The 17,304-nt window shown below is 52.3% G+C and carries 19 protein-coding genes; 16 read left to right on the top strand and 3 right to left on the bottom strand.

Annotated features, from left to right (window positions below; genetic code table 11):
• Positions 1–9: 9 nt before the first annotated feature.
• From recN to IPM31_03045, 13 genes are all read left to right on the top strand, one after another.
• Positions 10–1,743: a DNA repair protein RecN gene (recN, locus tag IPM31_02985; GenBank protein MBK9005937.1), complete on the top strand. Its 1,734-nt coding sequence runs from the start codon at positions 10–12 to the stop codon at positions 1,741–1,743.
• Between the two features lie 255 nt (positions 1,744–1,998).
• Complete coding sequence (locus IPM31_02990) at positions 1,999–2,544, top strand: heme degradation protein (protein MBK9005938.1); 546 nt, start codon at positions 1,999–2,001, stop codon at positions 2,542–2,544.
• A 421-nt stretch (positions 2,545–2,965) separates the two neighbouring features.
• Positions 2,966–3,202, top strand: coding sequence for a hypothetical protein (locus IPM31_02995; GenBank protein MBK9005939.1), 237 nt, complete (start codon positions 2,966–2,968; stop codon positions 3,200–3,202).
• A 185-nt stretch (positions 3,203–3,387) separates the two neighbouring features.
• Complete coding sequence (locus IPM31_03000) at positions 3,388–3,876, top strand: hypothetical protein (protein ID MBK9005940.1); 489 nt, start codon at positions 3,388–3,390, stop codon at positions 3,874–3,876.
• A 114-nt stretch (positions 3,877–3,990) separates the two neighbouring features.
• A complete protein-coding gene (gene holA / locus IPM31_03005; GenBank protein MBK9005941.1) occupies positions 3,991–4,959 on the top strand; it encodes a DNA polymerase III subunit delta in 969 nt (322 codons plus the stop codon).
• 101 nt (positions 4,960–5,060) lie between these two features.
• Positions 5,061–5,882, top strand: coding sequence for a TlyA family RNA methyltransferase (locus IPM31_03010; protein ID MBK9005942.1), 822 nt, complete (start codon positions 5,061–5,063; stop codon positions 5,880–5,882).
• A gap of 7 nt (positions 5,883–5,889) precedes the next feature.
• Complete coding sequence (locus tag IPM31_03015) at positions 5,890–6,195, top strand: hypothetical protein (GenBank protein MBK9005943.1); 306 nt, start codon at positions 5,890–5,892, stop codon at positions 6,193–6,195.
• A complete protein-coding gene (locus IPM31_03020) occupies positions 6,192–6,545 on the top strand; it encodes a hypothetical protein (GenBank protein MBK9005944.1) in 354 nt (117 codons plus the stop codon). Before IPM31_03015 ends, IPM31_03020 begins: the two co-directional genes overlap by 4 nt.
• Before the next feature lie 43 nt (positions 6,546–6,588).
• On the top strand, positions 6,589–7,623 hold the full coding sequence (locus IPM31_03025; GenBank protein ID MBK9005945.1) for a PD40 domain-containing protein: 1,035 nt from the start codon (positions 6,589–6,591) through the stop codon (positions 7,621–7,623).
• Between the two features lie 100 nt (positions 7,624–7,723).
• Positions 7,724–9,523, top strand: a complete 1,800-nt coding sequence (gene lepA, locus IPM31_03030) for an elongation factor 4 (GenBank protein ID MBK9005946.1) — start codon at positions 7,724–7,726, stop codon at positions 9,521–9,523.
• Positions 9,524–9,729: 206 nt separating this feature from the next.
• The gene (locus IPM31_03035; protein MBK9005947.1) at positions 9,730–10,728 is read left to right on the top strand and encodes a flippase-like domain-containing protein; all 999 of its coding nucleotides are present in this window, start codon (positions 9,730–9,732) and stop codon (positions 10,726–10,728) included.
• Positions 10,729–10,988: 260 nt separating this feature from the next.
• A complete protein-coding gene (locus IPM31_03040) occupies positions 10,989–12,014 on the top strand; it encodes a GDP-mannose 4,6-dehydratase (GenBank protein ID MBK9005948.1) in 1,026 nt (341 codons plus the stop codon).
• A gap of 70 nt (positions 12,015–12,084) precedes the next feature.
• The gene (locus IPM31_03045) at positions 12,085–13,158 is read left to right on the top strand and encodes a hypothetical protein (GenBank protein MBK9005949.1); all 1,074 of its coding nucleotides are present in this window, start codon (positions 12,085–12,087) and stop codon (positions 13,156–13,158) included.
• A gap of 13 nt (positions 13,159–13,171) precedes the next feature.
• Here IPM31_03045 and IPM31_03050 read toward each other — a convergent pair whose 3' ends face one another.
• Positions 13,172–13,582: a hypothetical protein gene (locus IPM31_03050; protein MBK9005950.1), complete on the bottom strand. Its 411-nt coding sequence runs from the start codon at positions 13,580–13,582 to the stop codon at positions 13,172–13,174.
• Positions 13,583–13,812: 230 nt separating this feature from the next.
• Here IPM31_03050 and IPM31_03055 point away from each other — a divergent pair, with 230 nt between their 5' ends.
• Positions 13,813–14,967: a glycosyltransferase family 4 protein gene (locus tag IPM31_03055; GenBank protein MBK9005951.1), complete on the top strand. Its 1,155-nt coding sequence runs from the start codon at positions 13,813–13,815 to the stop codon at positions 14,965–14,967.
• Here the strand turns inward: IPM31_03055 and IPM31_03060 are convergent.
• The gene (locus tag IPM31_03060) at positions 14,957–15,358 is read right to left on the bottom strand and encodes a PIN domain-containing protein (GenBank protein ID MBK9005952.1); all 402 of its coding nucleotides are present in this window, start codon (positions 15,356–15,358) and stop codon (positions 14,957–14,959) included. The two genes, IPM31_03055 and IPM31_03060, sit on opposite strands and share 11 nt — an antisense overlap.
• On the bottom strand, positions 15,340–15,621 hold the full coding sequence (locus tag IPM31_03065; GenBank protein ID MBK9005953.1) for a ribbon-helix-helix protein, CopG family: 282 nt from the start codon (positions 15,619–15,621) through the stop codon (positions 15,340–15,342). The genes IPM31_03060 and IPM31_03065 overlap by 19 nt, the downstream gene beginning before the upstream one ends.
• A 61-nt stretch (positions 15,622–15,682) precedes the next feature.
• Between IPM31_03065 and IPM31_03070 the strand changes: the two genes are divergently transcribed.
• Both IPM31_03070 and IPM31_03075 read left to right on the top strand, forming a co-directional pair.
• Positions 15,683–16,444 (top strand): class I SAM-dependent methyltransferase, encoded by a 762-nt coding sequence (locus IPM31_03070; protein ID MBK9005954.1) that lies wholly within the window; start codon positions 15,683–15,685, stop codon positions 16,442–16,444.
• Positions 16,445–16,520: 76 nt separating this feature from the next.
• Positions 16,521–17,243 (top strand): methyltransferase domain-containing protein, encoded by a 723-nt coding sequence (locus IPM31_03075; protein ID MBK9005955.1) that lies wholly within the window; start codon positions 16,521–16,523, stop codon positions 17,241–17,243.
• Positions 17,244–17,304 lie beyond the last annotated feature (61 nt).

Below are 17,304 nucleotides of genomic sequence, written 5' to 3' on the forward strand. Positions count from 1 at the left end.
AAATTAACCATGCTAACCGAACTTCACATCCACAACTTTGCGATCATAGACAAACTCGACCTGCGTTTTGGTCCTGGGCTCATCATCCTCACGGGTGAGACGGGCGCGGGCAAGTCTATCATCCTCGATGCCGTCGTCATGCTCATCGGCGGCAAAGCGGACACGACCTTCGTGCGAACCGATTCAGATGCCGCGTTCGTCGAGGGTGTGTTCCAGCTCAAAGGTCCCGAAAGAGAAGCGGTGCACTCCATCCTGCAACGCGAAGAATTGATGGACGATCCGAATTATGTGGTGCTGATGCGCGAAGTCCGCAAAGAGGGGCGGAGTGTGGCGCGCGTCAATGGGCGGACGGTGAGCGTTTCTCTTTTAAAAGAAATCGGATCGCTGGTGGTGGACATTCACGGACAAGCGGAACATCTATCGCTTCTCGATTCACGCGCCCATTTGGGTCTGCTCGACCGCTTCGCTGAAGTTTCGCGTCCCCTCAGCGATTATCGTCAGACGTATCACGCGTTGCTTGGCGTTCGTCACGAGTTGAATGAGTTGCGAAAAGCGCAAGCGGATGCGGATCGCCGCGTGGAGTTTCTCACGTATCAAGCGGAGGAGATCGAAGCCGCGCGTTTGAAAGCGGGCGAAGATGATGAACTGCGCAAGGAGCGCGACCGACTCGCGAATGCCGAGTCGCTGGCGCAGAACGCGCAAGAGGCGTTGGCTGTGTTGGAAGAAGGCTCGCCTGAAACGCCCGCCGCCACCGACCTGATCGGGCAAGCCGCGCAAGCCTTGCACGCGCTCGCAAAAATTGACTCGGCGCAAAGCGAGTTGGCGAATCAAGCCGAAGTGTTGATCGAAACGATTTCGGATGTGGTTCACAACCTGCGCGATTATTTGGAAGAGATCGAGTTCAACCCGAAGCGACTCGATGAAGTGGAAGAGCGGCTTGATTTAATTCATTCGCTCACACGCAAATATGGCGGGAACATCCCAGCGGTGATCGCCTCGGGCGAGAACGCGCGCAAACAACTCGAAACCATCACAGGCGCGGCGGATCGAATCGATGAATTGGAATTGGAAGAAGCAAAACTGCTTGAGAAATTGGGCAAGCAGGGATTGGCGCTTTCAGAAAAACGCAAATCTGCCGCGACGAAGATGGGAAGCGGCATTGAGACCGAACTCGATGACCTGAAAATGTCCGCCGCGAAGTTTGGCGTAGACTTTCAGACCAAGCCCGACCCGAACGGCGTGCCGCTGAACGGCGGTCCGCGCATTGGGTTTGACCAGAACGGAATTGACCGCGTCGAGTTTTTAATCGCGCCGAACCCTGGCGAGGGACTCAAACCGTTGGCAAAGATCGCCTCAGGCGGCGAGACCTCGCGTTTGATGTTGGGTTTGAAAAATGTTTTGGCGAGAGCCGATGAAGTCCCTTCGTTGATCTTCGACGAAATTGATCAGGGCATCGGCGGGCGCGTGGGTATGACGGTCGGTCAGAAGTTGTGGAATCTCTCGCGGTCACATCAAGTGTTCTGCGTGACGCATCTTCCGCAGTTGGCTGTCTTTGGCGACGAGCATTATCAAGTGCAGAAATTGATCCACGGCAACCGCACGCTCACGCGCGTCGAACGTCTCGACGGCGAGCCGCGCCTGCTCGAACTCTCGCAAATGCTCGGCGAAGTCGGCGAGGGGACATTGAGGTCCGCGCATGAGTTGATGCAAGTGGCAAGGCAGATAGTGAAAACTTCAAAGTAATGTCGCAAAAATCCCGTTCAAATGAGCGGGATTTTTCGCAAGAATCAACCAGGGTGAAATCCGCCATCACCGTCATGGAATTCAAAGATCATCCTCGTGTCTGGATTCGCAGAGTTAATATCACTATACTTGCGCCCATTCAAGAATTATAGGACGTACGCAGTTGAACCTGTTGCGCCGCAGTTGCACTGCCGCCAACTGCGTAAGCCTTGAATTAGAAACCCTGTCTTCATACATCGATGAAAAGGATACAACATGTTTACAACCTTCGCCCCTCTCAGCCCAGACCTTACAGCGGACGAACGTCTCGACGCCATTCGTGAAGCCTACAATGAAGACCGCTCACAGATGACCCTCATGCTTGCGCATCAACTGCGCATCCCCGAAGTGGACATCCTGCGCGCGCTTGAAGGCGACACTGCCCGCGAACTGGATGGTTCGCGCTGGGAGGAAATCATCCGCGCGTTCGAGCCGCTAGGCAAAGTGACCGTCATCGTGTCGAACGGCGCGACCACGGTCGAGGTGTTCGGTCAGTTTGGAAAATTTTTCAACAAAGACGGCTTTTTGAATATCCGGACCGACACCCTCGATATGCACATCCGCGGCTGGGAACTGGCTTCTGTGTTTGCCTTCCGCAAACCGAGTCATCTCGATAAACACGAATCGTTGTCTTTCCAATTCTTCGACACGCGAGGGAATGCCGCGTTCAAGGTTTTCCTCAACTTCGATGGCGGGGAACCCGCGGCTGAAGTGAAGCAAGGATACGAAGATTTCATCGCGAAGTTCCAAAAGAAACGGTAAAGAACTCTCCGAGGTTTCTGGGTCCTCTGTGGCAAAGAGGGTTGTTGACTCTACTGTTTTTAACGGGAAATCTTTTTAGGACTTACACAATTGAACCTGTTGCGCCGTAGTTGCGCTGCGGCGGCGGCAGTACAACTGCCCGCCAACTGCGTAAGCCCTGTTTATTCAAACACAAAGGACACGACGGTCACAAAGGAAGGGCTCAAGGAATCCAATCTCTTTGTGCCGCCCTGGCGCCGCCTGCCAGGGCAGGTGTGTGCCTTTTCTGGTGAGGCTCTTTCCTGTTTAAGTACGGGAGACCCGGGTTATTACATGCCTGGTTCGCCGCTCCCCTTCCCTTCACATCTCATCGGGTTCCTGTAAAACTTGTTAGAATGTGAGAATTCGCGTCAACCGATGAAACCTCAGTTTCACACCTCCCATGACTGACAATTTTTCCGCACATCCCAAAGGAGCGGTGGGAGCTGTCTGCCTACCGAATATCAGCCCGAAAGAGAGAAAGAAGCGCGAACGATTCGCCGCGCGGTATTTTGTCTTCACGCTGGCTGTGTTAGCCACGCTCGTCATATTCGATATACATCCGCTTTGGCGTTTGCCGTTGTTCTTCATGTTCAGCGCGGCGACCACCAGCTATATTCAAGCCCTCGACAAAACCTGAGTATTGCTCGCCTCGCGCGGTCTGCGCCATACCTCCGACACAATAGAACGCATCCAAGACAAATCAGAGTTGCAACAAATGCGGCGTCAGGCGCTACGCGTCATCATCAAAGGCGGGTTTGCCGCATTGCCATTTACCTTGCTTGCCTATCTACTTCCATAAATCCTGCGGTGTATAATCATCGCATGATCCTCGACCTTCCCCTCATTCTCGAAACTCGACGAAACCACGCGCTCGAACATGCCACGCTTCATCTGCTCGCGCGCAAATATAAAAACCAATCCATGGCGGGACATTCCAACCCGACGGGATTTTTTCTGCTCGGCGACGTTCCCACCGACGACGTGATCGCCTGCGCGAACGAAGCGCATACGCGACTCAACGCGGGCGAAAGCGGACTCGCCGTCCACGAGGGATGCGGGACCAATCTGGTCGCCGCCACGCTTCTTCCCGCGACGTTTGCCTGGATGCCCCTCCGTGGAGCGCGTTCCACCTTTTGGCGCGTCGGGCTGATTCCTTTTGCGTTGATGCTCGCCCTCTTCGGCTATCTCTTGAGCCGCCCGCTTGGACCCTGGCTCCAAAAACACATCACCACCGAAGCGGACTTGGGCAACATGCAGATCGTGGATGTTCGGCTTGTTCGCAAAGGCGTTCATCGAGTTGTAACCAGGTAGACAAGTAAACACGGAAACAGGTAAACAAGTACACACGTAACTTGTAACTCGTATCTCGTAACTTGCATCTCCACTTTCTTCATCTTTCATAATTCATCCTTCATCCTTTTCCCCATGCCCAACCTCTACTTCCTCTTTGGCAACGACGAATTCGCCATCTCGCGCAAGCTCAAGGATTTCGACTCGGACTTCACCGACCCCACCAGCGCGGACATGAACACGGCGCGCCTCGACGCGCGTTCGATGAGCGAAACGGACTTGAACACCGCCGTCAACGCCATGCCGTTCCTCGCCAAGCGACGGTTGGTCTTGCTGGCGAATCCATCTTCGAAATATAACAACGCTTCTTCGAGAAAGAAATTTATCGAATTCATCGAAAAAGCGCCAGACACGACTCGGATTGCGATGTACGAATCCGTTGAACCAAAAGAAGCGGACAAACACTGGCTGGTGAAATGGGCGGAGAAAAACAACAAATCCATTCAAACCAAAGCCTTCATGCTCCCCAAACTCAGAGACATGACAGGCTGGATCGTCAACGAAACCAAACAACAAGGCGGGCAAATCGAGCCGCGCGCCGCGGAAATGCTCAAAGACATGGTCGGCGTGGACACGCGTCAGGCGGGGATGGAAATCTCGAAGTTGCTGGCGTACGTCAATTGGGCGAGGCAGGTCAACGTCGCGGATGTGGAAGCGGTCTGCATCGTCACGTCACAGCAATCGGTGTTCGATTTCGTCGACGCCTTGTCGAGCGGCAACGGCAAATCGGCGCAACACTTATTGCATCGCCTGCTCGAAACCGAAGACCCGTTTTCACTGTGGGGGATGGTGGTGCGACAGTTTCGCCTGTTAATTCAAGCGCGAGAAATCCTCGACGGACGCGGAAACAAGGATGATGTGGCGCGCGCGCTGGGCGTGCATCCGTTTGTGGCAGAGAAGACGACGGGACAGGCTGGGCGCTTTTCGATCGAATCGCTTGAAAGCATCTATCGAAAATTACTGCGCATCGACGAGCGGGTCAAGACCGGGCAGTCCACACTCGATCTGGCGCTGGACACGCTGATCGTTGAATTAACGAACTGATTCGGGATTGAAAATCCGTACCGCAAAGTTCACTTTGCGCCTGAACAGTGTTCAAACGTGAAGTGAGAGGGGCGCGCAATAGAAATTGATACAATACGCTCATGCCAAAAATTCGTTTGGATGTGTTACTGGTCGAGCGCGGACTCGCCGAATCGCGCGCCAAGGCGCAAGCCCTCATCATGGCGGGACAAGTCCGTGTGGCGGATCAGGTCGCGTTGAAGTCTGGAGCGTCCGTGGACAGCGAATCCACCGTGACAGTGGACTCCGGTCCGCGCTTCGTCTCACGCGGCGGCGAAAAACTGGATGGCGCGCTCGAAGCGTTCCAACTCGATGTGAAAGATTTTGTCTGCGCGGATGTCGGCGCGTCCACCGGCGGATTCACCGATTGCCTGCTTCAACGCGGCGCGGCGAAAGTCTACGCAATAGATGTAGGCAAAGGCATCCTGCACTGGAAACTCCGCAACGATCCGCGCGTGGTTGTGATGGAGGAGACCAATGCGCGGTATGTTGAGTCACTGCCTGAACAGGTTGATCTCGTATCGATTGACGCTTCGTTTATTTCGTTGAAGATTTTGTTGCCGGTGGTGAAGAAATGGTCTACCGACTTTCCACTTTCCACTTTACAAATGAAGAATAGAAAGTGGAAAGTGGAACATGTTATCGCCCTCATCAAACCCCAATTCGAAGCCGGTAAAAAGGATGTCTCCCGTGGTGACGGCGTGATCCGCGACCCTGAAATCCACAAGCAGGTACTTCTTGATGTTTTGAGTTTCGCCCAGAATGAAGGCTTCGGCATCCGCGGGCTGATCAAGAGTCCGCTGTTGGGACCGAAGGGGAATGTCGAGTTTTTGGCGTGGATGGATCAAGCTTCCAATCCCGAGCGAAGCGATTTGGATAGTTTGCTCAGAAAATTAGGTATATAATCCAAGCATGGTTCTACCAGTTACCATCGAATCCAGCGCCAAGAGACTCTTCCCGAACCTGTCCCCCGAACAGGCAATTGTGGAGTTGTTGCTCGAACGCGCCCAGCGGAACTTGATCAAATATCAAGCGATGGCGCGCGACTTCGAAAAGAAATACGAACGTGACTTTGAAACGTTCCGCAAGAAAATCCTTGCATCAAAGCCAAAATCGGAAGCGGAGCAGGATTACTTCGATTGGGAACTTGCGGTGACAGGCATCGCGGACATGAAAGCCGAGATCAAGCGGCTTAAGGCATTGCAGAAAAAATCATGAAAGCGGAGGATTTGCCCGCCACCCTGGGGACGGAACTCGAGCGGCGCAAGTACTTCGTCCGCATGGATGTTCTCGACCAGACCTTGAGTCTGGTGAAAATTCGCCTGTATATTTCCTCCGCCTTGTTTGTCCAAATTTATCGAAATGACGTTTACCAAACCACAAACCTTGCTTTAATTCACAACGGTCAACGCTTGTATGCGCGAGATGAACTGGATGGACGCTGGCACAGGCATACTCATCGGAAACCTGAAGAGCACGATACGAGTAAAGAAGGGAAAAGACCTATCGAATTAAGCGAATTTCTCGACGAAGTAGAGCATGTTCTTGCCGCGCTTGATTTGCCGTAAGGGCAACGCCGAGTTCTTGGTTGTGTAACCGTTAGCGGAAAATATGAAATACCAGCTGATTCTTTCCTTAACAATCATTGTTCTCCTCATTACGAGTTGTGCATCTTCGCCAGAGGAAGTCACAGCACAGACATCGGTTGCCGCAACGACAAGCGCGGCAAATTGGACAAGAACACCGACTCCAACAGCTACTTATACAGCTACCCCAACAATAACTTTCACTCCCACCCACACACCGACACTCACCCCGCTTCCCACTGCCACTTTACTCGGCGGCTGGACAACAGAAAATATAATATGCGCGTCAGATCTTGGCACTGGAAACCTTGAGATTTTCTCTGTATCTGTTGATGGAAATCATCGAATCAATCTCACAAACAGTCCTGCGTATGAATATTCGCCTATTTTATCTCCTGACAAAGCCAAAATTGCTTTCGTGTCAAGTAATGGTAGCAACCCTGAAATTTATGTTATGAATGTTGATGGGAGCAATCCGACAAATGTATCTAACACGGGTGGATTTGAATACTGGCATAATTGGTCGCCGGATGGGAGTAAGATTGTTTTTGAATCGCAAGACGAGGAATATGACTTTGATATCTACGTGGTAGATGTAGGAAGCGGGAACCTGACCAACTTGACAAACAGTCCTTTTATGGAACAATTCCCCATATGGTCGCCAGATGGAACGAAGATCGCTTTTGCTTCCCTGCGCGAGGGTAGATATTACAAGATCCATGTTATGAACGTTGATGGAAGCAACAATTTTCAATTGACGAGCGGCAGGGGTGGAGATTTCCCGATGGCCTGGTCTCCTGATGGAGAAAAAATACTGTTTAGTTCTGATCGTGACGGCGAGGATTTTGAACTTTATATTATGAATGCTGATGGAAGCAATCCACTTAAAATAACAAGAAACAAAATGGATGAAACAGATGTTATATGGTCACCGGACGGCACAAAGATATTTGCATGGCCATTTGGAGGAAAGCCATTCATCATAAACCCAGATGGCAGCAATCCAACGGAATTAGAAACATTACCAGGTTCTATATCGATATCCTCTAACTGTCCATAAAAGATCGGCTATTTGCAGATTCTGTTCATTTAATCATCCTCGATCAAAGTCGAAGGATATCTTCGTTGTTAAGAAACTCGGTTATACTTCCCCCGCTATTATGACCGACCACATTCGTAACTTCTGTATCATTGCCCATGTTGACCATGGAAAATCCACGCTTGCCGACCGCTTGTTGCAACTGACAGGCGCGATCTCGGAACGCGAGATGACCGAGCAGGTGCTCGATAGCATGGACCTCGAACGCGAAAAAGGCGTCACGATCAAAGCCTCCGCGGTGCGGATGTATTACACCGCGAAGGACAATCAAAAGTACGAGATCAATCTGATCGACACGCCAGGTCACGTGGACTTCGGCTACGAGGTCAGCCGCGCGCTCAAGGCGTGCGAAGGCGCGGTGCTTGTCGTGGACGCCACGCAGGGCATCGAAGCGCAGACGCTGGCGAATCTCTATCAGGCGCTCGACGCCGACCTCACGATCATCCCCGTCATCAACAAAATTGACCTGCCCTCCGCGCGTCCCGACGAGGTGGCTGAAGATGTGGGGAGCCTGCTCGGGGTCCCGCCTGAAGCGGTTTTGCGCGTCTCGGCGAAAGAGGGCGTCAACGTGGATCAAATCCTGGAGGCAATTGTGACGCGCGTGCCGCCTCCGAAAGATCTGGATGACGCGCCGTTGCGCGCGCTCGTCTTCGATTCGCATTACGACTCGTACAAAGGCGTCGTCGCGTACGTCCGCGTGGTTGAAGGCTCGTTCAAATCCACCGATGTCTTGCGGATGTTTTCGACGCGCGAAGAAATGCGCCCCGTTGAAATCGGAATTTTCGCGCCGAGCATGAAGGCGACGGAGACGTTGGGATCGGGCGAGGTGGGATACATCGCGACGGGATTCAAAACCGTGCATGAGTGCCGCGTGGGAGATACGATCACGCGCGCCGCTCAGCCTGCCTCTAACCCTCTGCCTGGGTACCAAACCCCGAAGCCGATGGTCTTCGCGGGGATTTATCCCGTCGAAGCGGACGATTATCCCGAGCTACGCGACTCGCTCGAAAAACTGCAACTCAACGACGCCTCGCTGACGTACCAGCCTGAAACCTCGCAAGCGTTGGGATTCGGATTCCGCGCGGGCTTTCTCGGTCTCTTTCACATGGAGATCATTCAAGAGCGCATCGAACGTGAATACAATTTGGATGTGCTGTTCACCGCGCCGTCGGTGGAATATCAAGTGTTGATGATCGACGACTCGGTCATCCCCGTTGACTCGCCCGCCGAACTGCCCGATGAATCGAAGATCGTCGAAGTGCGCGAGCCGTGGATGACCATCGAGATCATCACGCCCACCGATTATTACGGTCCCATCATGGACATTGTCACCAAACGGCGCGGCATCTTCAAACAACAGGAATATCCCGCGCCGCATCGCGTGCAACTCGATTTTGAAATCCCGCTCTCGGAAATTATCATTGATTTCTTCGACGATTTGAAATCGCGCACCAAAGGCTATGCTTCGTTGGATTATCAATTCCTTGAATATCGCCCCGACGAATTGCAGAAACTTGAAATACTCGTCAACGGCGAACCTCTCGACGCGCTCGCGACCATCGTCCATCAAAAGGATGCGTATCACAAAGGTCAACGCCTCATCACGAAACTGAAAGACTTGATCCCCCGTCAACTGTATGATGTGGCAGTGCAAGCCTCCTCGGGCGGACGAATCATCTCGCGCGCCAACGTCAAAGCCACGCGCAAAGATGTGCTGGCAAAATGCTACGGCGGCGACATCACTCGCAAAAAGAAATTGCTCGAGAAACAAAAGAAGGGCAAGAAACGCTTGAAGATGGTCGGCAACGTCGAAATCCCGCAGGACGCGTTCATGGCGGTGTTGAAGTTGAATGAGGAATAATCTTCTTTAAACACAAAGGACACGAAGGTCACTAAGGTATGTCACCCTCCCGAAGACCATCGGGACGATGTGAGGGAGCGTTCGTCCGCGACCGAAGGGTCTCTGGCGCAACGTGGCAAAGATGCTTCGCCGCAAGCGGCTCAGCATGACATGGCATGGGTTTTCCATTGTGTACTTTGTGTCCTTCGTGGTAAAAAAGGAATCATATGAAAGATGTAAAAAAATGGCTCCCCGGCGCGATCGTCAGCCTCGGCTTGATCGCCGCGATCCTCTATTTCGTTGACCTGCCCAAAATGGTCGACGCGCTTCGCAACGCGAATTATGTGTATTTCGGAATCGCGCTTGTGATCGGCTTTGTGTGGATGGCGGTCCGCACGCAGGTGTGGAGAACGCTTCTGCGTGACCGCGCCTCGTTCAGCGATGTGTTTTGGACAGTGGGTGAAGGATACTTATTAAATAACTTCCTTCCCTTCCGCCTCGGCGAAGTTGGTCGCGCCTTTTTACTCAGCCGAAAATCCAAGATGACCTTCATGGAAATCCTCCCAACCATCGTCATCGAACGCACCATGGACTTGATCTACACCGCCATCATTTTTCTTTCCGTCCTTCCGTTCATCGTCGGCGCGGAGGGGAGCGGACGTACAGCCTACATCATGGGCGGCATCGTGCTGATCGGCTTCGTACTGATGTTCATTCTGGCGCGCAACAACAAATGGGCGCTCGATATTTTTCACAAACTCACGGCGCGTTTTCCGCGCTTGCAACAACTCGGCGGCAGTTTCCTCGAATCGTTCTTCTCCGGCTTGAGCGTGCTCACCGACGGCAGACTCTTCGTCAAATTTTTATTTTGGATGGCTGTCAACTGGGGGATCGCCATCGTCGCGTATTACTTCATCATCCGCGCGTTCTTCCCGCAGGCGAACGCGATCTGGGCGATGTTCGGCTTGGGCATGGCGGCGTTCGGCGGAGCCATCCCTTCGGCGCCCGGCGCGTTAGGGACGTTCGAAGCCGCGATCGTGTTCGCCTTGAAAATCCTGGGTGCCGACGAATCCTCCGCGCTCGCCGCCGCATTAGCCATGCGGTTGTACAATTACATCAACAGCATCATAGTCGGCGCCATCGGTCTCTCGCGCGAAGGACAGACTCTTTCAGGCGTCTATCAGGAGTTGATGAGTTTCAGAAACAAGCAAGCGAAAGCGGAATAGTCAAAACGTCCCGCAGGTCATAAAACCGTAGTAACGACTTCAGTCGTTCGGCTGTGGGCGACTGAAGTCGCCACTACGCAACCTGCGGGACGGTGTAGCATCAAATAATAGCCCTCTTGCGAAAGTCTTTTCGCCACAGAGCACACAGAGAAAAAAGAGATTTTCTCAAAGGGCTCTGTGGACTCTCCCGAAGAACATCGGGACGATGTGTGGCTAAGCAAAACTTACTTATTCAAGAGGTCTAATCTAAAGGATACAATGTGAGTCGCCATTACTTCATCACAGGCGGAGCGGGATTCATCGGTTCGAACTACGCGGACAGGCTGATCCAGCGCGGCGAGCGCGTCACCATCTTCGACAATCTCTCGCGCGCGGGCGCGCCGCGCAATGTGGACTGGTTGAAGAGTCAATTCGGGGAAACTGGATTCAACCTCATCGTCGGAGACCTGCGAAGCGCAGACTTGTTAGCCGAGTCCGCCAAAGACGCGGATGTCATCGTGCATCTCGCTGGTCAAGTCGCAGTGACAACCTCTGTGACAAATCCGCGCGAGGACTTCGAAGCCAACGCGCTGGGGACGTTCAACGCGCTCGAAGCCGCTCGCCTATCGAAAAAGAATCCCATCTTCATTTACTCATCCACCAACAAAGTCTACGGCGGCATGGACGATGTGCAGTTGGTCGAAGAATCGACGCGCTGGTTATACAAAGATTTGAAACACGGCTGTCCCGAATCACAGCCGCTTGATTTCCATTCGCCGTATGGAGTTTCAAAAGGTTCGGGCGACCAATACGTCCGCGATTATGCTCGCATTTACGGTCTACGCTCTGTCGTCTTTCGTCAAAGTTGCATTTACGGTCCGCGCCAATTTGGAATCGAAGACCAAGGCTGGCTCGCGTGGATGATGATCGCTGCAGTGACGGGACGCAAGATTACCGTCTATGGCGACGGCAAACAAGTGCGCGACGTTCTGCACGTCCACGACCTGCTCGACGCGTACGATGCCGCCATCGAAAAAATTGATACTGCCAAAGGGCAAATTTATAACGTTGGCGGCGGCAGGCGCAACGTCATGGCGATCTGGGCAGAGTTCGGTCCGATACTGGAGAAGTTGCTCGGCAAAAGAATCGAAGTGGCGCGCGAAGATTGGCGTCCCGGCGACCAGAAAGTCTTCTACGCCGACCTACGCAAAGCCAAACACGAACTCGGCTGGGAACCGAAAATTGATCTCGAAGAGGGCATGGAGTTGATGTTCGAGTGGGTGCAGGCGAATAAGGATTTGTTTTAGCAGTCTAATAGTGTTTTCGATCAGGCAATTTCTGTAGATCTGGATTTGAACGTAAAAGGAAATATCAATAATGAACAAGATCGTGACATATCTTTTCTTGTTGCTCTTTCTTGATCTCATCGTTGCTTGTCGAGAGAAAACAACTTTGTCACCCAGTGAGACACCTGTTTCAAAAACGGTTTCACCGACACCCGTTCCGACATCCACGCCAATACTCGTAACGGTTACCCCATCTCCATTACCTACAAAACCAACCATTCCTGTTATTGCACCTAATGCCAATCAAATAGAACATTGGATGGCATATGAAGACGCTTTAGCGAAAGCATTTTTCAAGTCATCTCTTCAACCTAAAGAAGTCGTATGTGAGTGGGAAATATTAGGACAAACAGAACAGGAAGTTTATGTGGATGCGCATTGTGCAGGCATCTACTCTGCCAACCCTTATAGAGCAACGATTCCGGCTGTGATATATCTTGGAATGGATGGGGAGGTAATAAATGCCGAAATTCCCGGATCAAGATCTTCTTATAACGCTGATATTCGCGCCATGTTTCCCTCGAATGTGCAGGAAAAAATCTTTATTCAGCCAGTGGATTATTATGGATCGGACGCTTACTGGCGCGCTATAGAACGGGCAGATCGTTTGCGCTGGAGACGCGGTCACCCTGACGAACCTCCCTGGATTGTTATTTCTACATTACACACACAACCAACCCCGGCAATTATTCCCTGGTTAAAACCTGAACCTATTCAGATAGAGAAATGGAAAGATTACCAGACTGCGCTTGCTGATGAATTCAATTACCGTCCTCCAGAAGAAGTAATCTGCGAGTGGGAATTTTTAGGACAATCTGGCAATGAAGTATATGTGTGGGCGATTTGTGGTGCGATCTACGACTACATCATAGGATCGGAGGGTCTTGCTATTGTTCACCTTTCCGATGACGGGTCTGTGATATCAGCCAACGGCGACCTTATAAGTTTCCCTTCTGAAATCCAAGATGCATTCCCCCTAGTTGTTCAGGAAAGATATTTTAGCGGGCAGATTCATTTTCAGGAGTTAGTTGATAGGTTGCGCTGGAGGCAAAGGAATCCCGATGAATTACCATTGATTGTTCTCCACGCAACTTCCACTCCTTGAATTACAAGCATTATCACCGTTTATAGAACAAAGTCAACGCCATCGCCCCCGTCATCCCAATAAGCATATCCACAATTGTATCTTCCAATCCGCGCACCATGGTGGTGCCGAAGAGATAATCGAAAGCGTTCTCGTAGAATTCCCACAGGATGATCGTCGTCCCTGTGCAGGTGAAGGCAAATAGGATTTGAATCAAAGAGGGAATATCCCCAAGAAATTTTTGTGATTGTTTGATGGCAGAACGAAAGAAAAATGTGATCGCCACGCCGCCCATAAAATGCGTGGGGATATCGAGCGGGGGAAAACGGTCGTACCAATCGAAGACCAGCCCGACCAGATAAAAACCAAACACACCCAGCGGCGCCCACGCGGACTCGCGCAGGGTGGCGAGCAACCAATCCAATATTTGTTTTTTGTGATTCACAAGTCACCTCAACAGGCGGTGATTGTATCAAGTTAATTTCAAAAGTTTTCTCAACCTCATTTTTGCACACGGAACGCGCGGACAACACGGAACTTTCTGAGAAAACGAAAAAATCCGTGTTGTCTGTGAAACTTGTGCTGACGGTTCGTCTTTTGCTCACCGTGTCGAAGTATCCGTGTACAAAAGAGACCGCATTGCTCCCTGTCGCGAGGGTATAATCTCCCCGCTTTATGAAAATCCTCACCGTCCTCACCTATTATCGCCCGCACACATCGGGGCTGACCATTTACGCCGAGCGACTCGCGCGCGCGTTCGTCAAGCGCGGACATCAAGTGACCGTGATGACCATGCAATATGACCCGTCGCTTCCACGCGAAGAAGTGATAGACGGTGTAAAAATTATCCGCGTGCCGGTGGCGGCGCGGGTTAGCAAAGGCGTCATCGCGCCGGCGTTCGGTTGGGTCGCGACAAAACTCGTCGCGCAACACGATGTCGTGCAATTGCACCTGCCCCAATTCGACGCGCCCGGCGTGGCGTTGCGCGGACGTCTCTTCGGCAAACCCGCCGTGCTAACCTATCATTGCGATCTGCTGTTGCCGCCCGGATTCTTCAACCGCTTTGTCAATTTCGTCGTGAACTTGATGAACAACGCGGCTGGGATTTTTTCGAATCACATCGTGACGTACACACAAGACTACGCGGACAACTCTCCCTACCTTTCGCGCTACGCTTCCAAACTGACCCCCATCCTGCCCCCCGTTGAGATGCCGAGTCCACTCCTCGGTGCGGTGGAGGCGTTCGCGCACGAACACCATGTGAAAGAGCGGCATCCCGTCATCGGCATGGTCACGCGCTTCGCCTCCGAAAAAGGCGTGGAATTTTTGCTCGACGCGTTACCAACGATCTTGCAGAAATATCCGAAAGCGCAAGTGCTATACGCGGGACAACACCAGAACGTGATGGGCGAACAGGCATACTTTGACAGATTGATCCCAAAGATTCGCGAATATGAATCGACCGGTCATTGGAAATTTCTCGGCAACCTCGATCCCATTCAACTAGCCGCGTTATACCCCAACCTCGATGTGTTGACCGTGCCATCATTGAATTCCACCGAAGCCTTCGGACTTGTGCAGATCGAAGCGATGCTGAACGGCGTGCCGTGCGTTCCGTCCGCGCTGCCGGGGGTGCGTCAACCGGTGACGATGCACGGCATGGGACGAGTCGCTCGAATTGGCGACGCGGCCGACTTGGCTGAGTCCATTCTCACCGTCCTGAATGAACCGCAAAAGTTCAAGGGCGATATCGAATCCATCAAGAAATCCTATAACCCCGATTCCGTCGCGCAGGAGTATGAAAAATTATTTGCAAAACTTATGGGATAATTTCGAAGCCCTGCTCGCGGAAGTGGCTGTCGAAGGTGAAAACTTTTTCGATGTTCATTCGCCGCATCGTCTCGAAACAACTGCAATCCACCAGCGAAAGTTGGCGGCGGTTGGCGGATAACACGAAATTGACGATGGCAGAATGTTCTTGGGCGCCGATCCATTCGAGTTGAAGCAACGGAACGATTTTTGTCCGAAATTCGCGAGCGGCGTCAATCCCGAGCCTGCTTTGAAGTAATGAAAAACATTCGACAACAACATAATTATTCGTTATCAGTGTCGCGCTGCGCTTGATCATTTCTTTCCATGCGAGCAATGCCTGTTTGTAATTTTCATCACTCCGGTTGACAAGCGCAAAGAACGCCGAGGTATCTACGAAGATTTTTTCCATGTGCCGTAAATCTCCGCCAGATATTTGTCGTGATTCGTCGAAATGTCAGTTTTGTCCTCAATATCATGAAATTGGATTTCTCCCTCCTCAAGCTGTCTGATAAATTCAAGGGCGCGCTCGCGTTTTTCTTCTTGCGTCATTTCTTTTGGAGAGGTTACGATATACTGCGCCACACTCTCGCGCACTAATTTTGCGACAGGCGTCTTGCGAGCCTTCGCCAGTTCTTTTAAAGCCTTCACCTGTTCTTCGGTCAGTTGAACCATCATCCGTACCATAGCGACCTCGATTCTGCTATCACTTTTCAGAAAGCGCTATCATTATAGCATGCCAAATAAAGACTTCCTCTTCCTCCACCTGCGCGACCTGCCCTACTTCCGCGCATTTTTGCGGGCAATTGAATCATCCTACTACCAAAACCTGCCCCTGCCCGCGCCGGTCTACGATGTGGGCGCCGGCGACGGTCACTTTGCCTCGTTGACCTTCGACCAAAAAATTGACGTGGGACTCGACCCGTGGCACGGACCCATCCACGAGGCGAAGAAATACGGCGCATACAAGTCGCTCGTGGAGGCGGACGGCGCGAAATCTCCGTTCCCCAACGACTACTTCGCCAGCGGGTTCAGCAACTCGGTGCTAGAGCATATCCCGCACATTGACGACGTGTTAAAAGAGACCGCGCGCGTATTAAGGAAGGGTGCGCCATTTTACTTTTGCGTGCCGAACACGAGATATTTTTCCGCCTTGTCTATTTCGAAGGTGTTGGGCAAGCCGTATGAAAACTGGTTCCGCAGAATTTCACGCGTGCATCACGCCGACGAGCCTGATGTTTGGCAAATGCGCCTGGAACGCGCCGGCTTTGAAATGATACGGCACTGGCACTACTTCTCGCCCGCCGCGATGCGCGTGTTAGAATGGGGACATTACTTCGGCGTTCCATCGGTATTGGCTCGCGTTCTCACAGGGCGTTGGATACTCTCACGCGCAATCTGGAATCTCTGGCTAACGAAAAAATATGTAAGCAAATACGCCTCGCCTGAACCGACCGAGAACGGGACGTTTACGTTTTATATCGCGAAGAAAAGGTAGACCAGGAAACAGTAGTCAAACGCACACAGCCACAAATCCGCTTTGCGCCTGTTTCCTTGTGCTTGTATACGCGCCCATGCCCTTCGACGAAAACTATTTCTCCACGCATACCTACGCCAACATTACTTTCGCCAAATACAGCATGTATTGGTGGTCGAATCGTTTTTTCGCCATGCTGGCGCGGCGATACGGCCGGCGCGGCGCGCGCCTGCTGGAGGTGGGGGCCGGCATGGGGCATCTTGTGGGTCAGCTCGAAGACACGTTCGAAACGTACGGTTGTGATATCAACCATTGGGCGGTGACACAGTCGAAACCCGTTGTGAAGACCACTCGCCTGCAAACTGCCAGCGCCCAGGAACTTCCATTTAACGACAACTCATTTAACGTGGTTATCATCAAGCACGTTGTGGAGCATTTGCCCGACCCGCAAAAAACGATTCGAGAGATCGGGCGCGTCACCGAGGCAGGCGGCATTCTCATCCTTGCCACGCCGAACCTCGACTCTCTACTCAAGCCGTGGAAAGGCGACAAGTGGATCGGCTATCAAGACCCGACTCACATCTCGTTGAAACGACCCGCCGAATGGGTCTCCTTGATCGAAGGCGCAGGCTTTACAATCAAGCGCATCTTCGCTGATGGGTTTTGGGATGTGCCCTATATTCCGCTCGTTCCCAGCGCGATCCAAAAATTGACCTTCGGTTCGCTCGGCGGACTACAGGCGATCACGGGCGTGGCGTTTCTTCCCATGACGTGGGGCGAAAGCATCATTACAATCGCAAGGAAACAAGCGCGCAAGTAGGCAACGAACCGGGCAACGCCATCTTCCCCTGAGCCTAGCCGAAGGGACGCAATACGAACTC

This window comes from Candidatus Defluviilinea gracilis, assembly GCA_016716235.1.
Taxonomy (GTDB): Bacteria; Chloroflexota; Anaerolineae; order Anaerolineales; family Villigracilaceae; genus Defluviilinea; species Defluviilinea gracilis.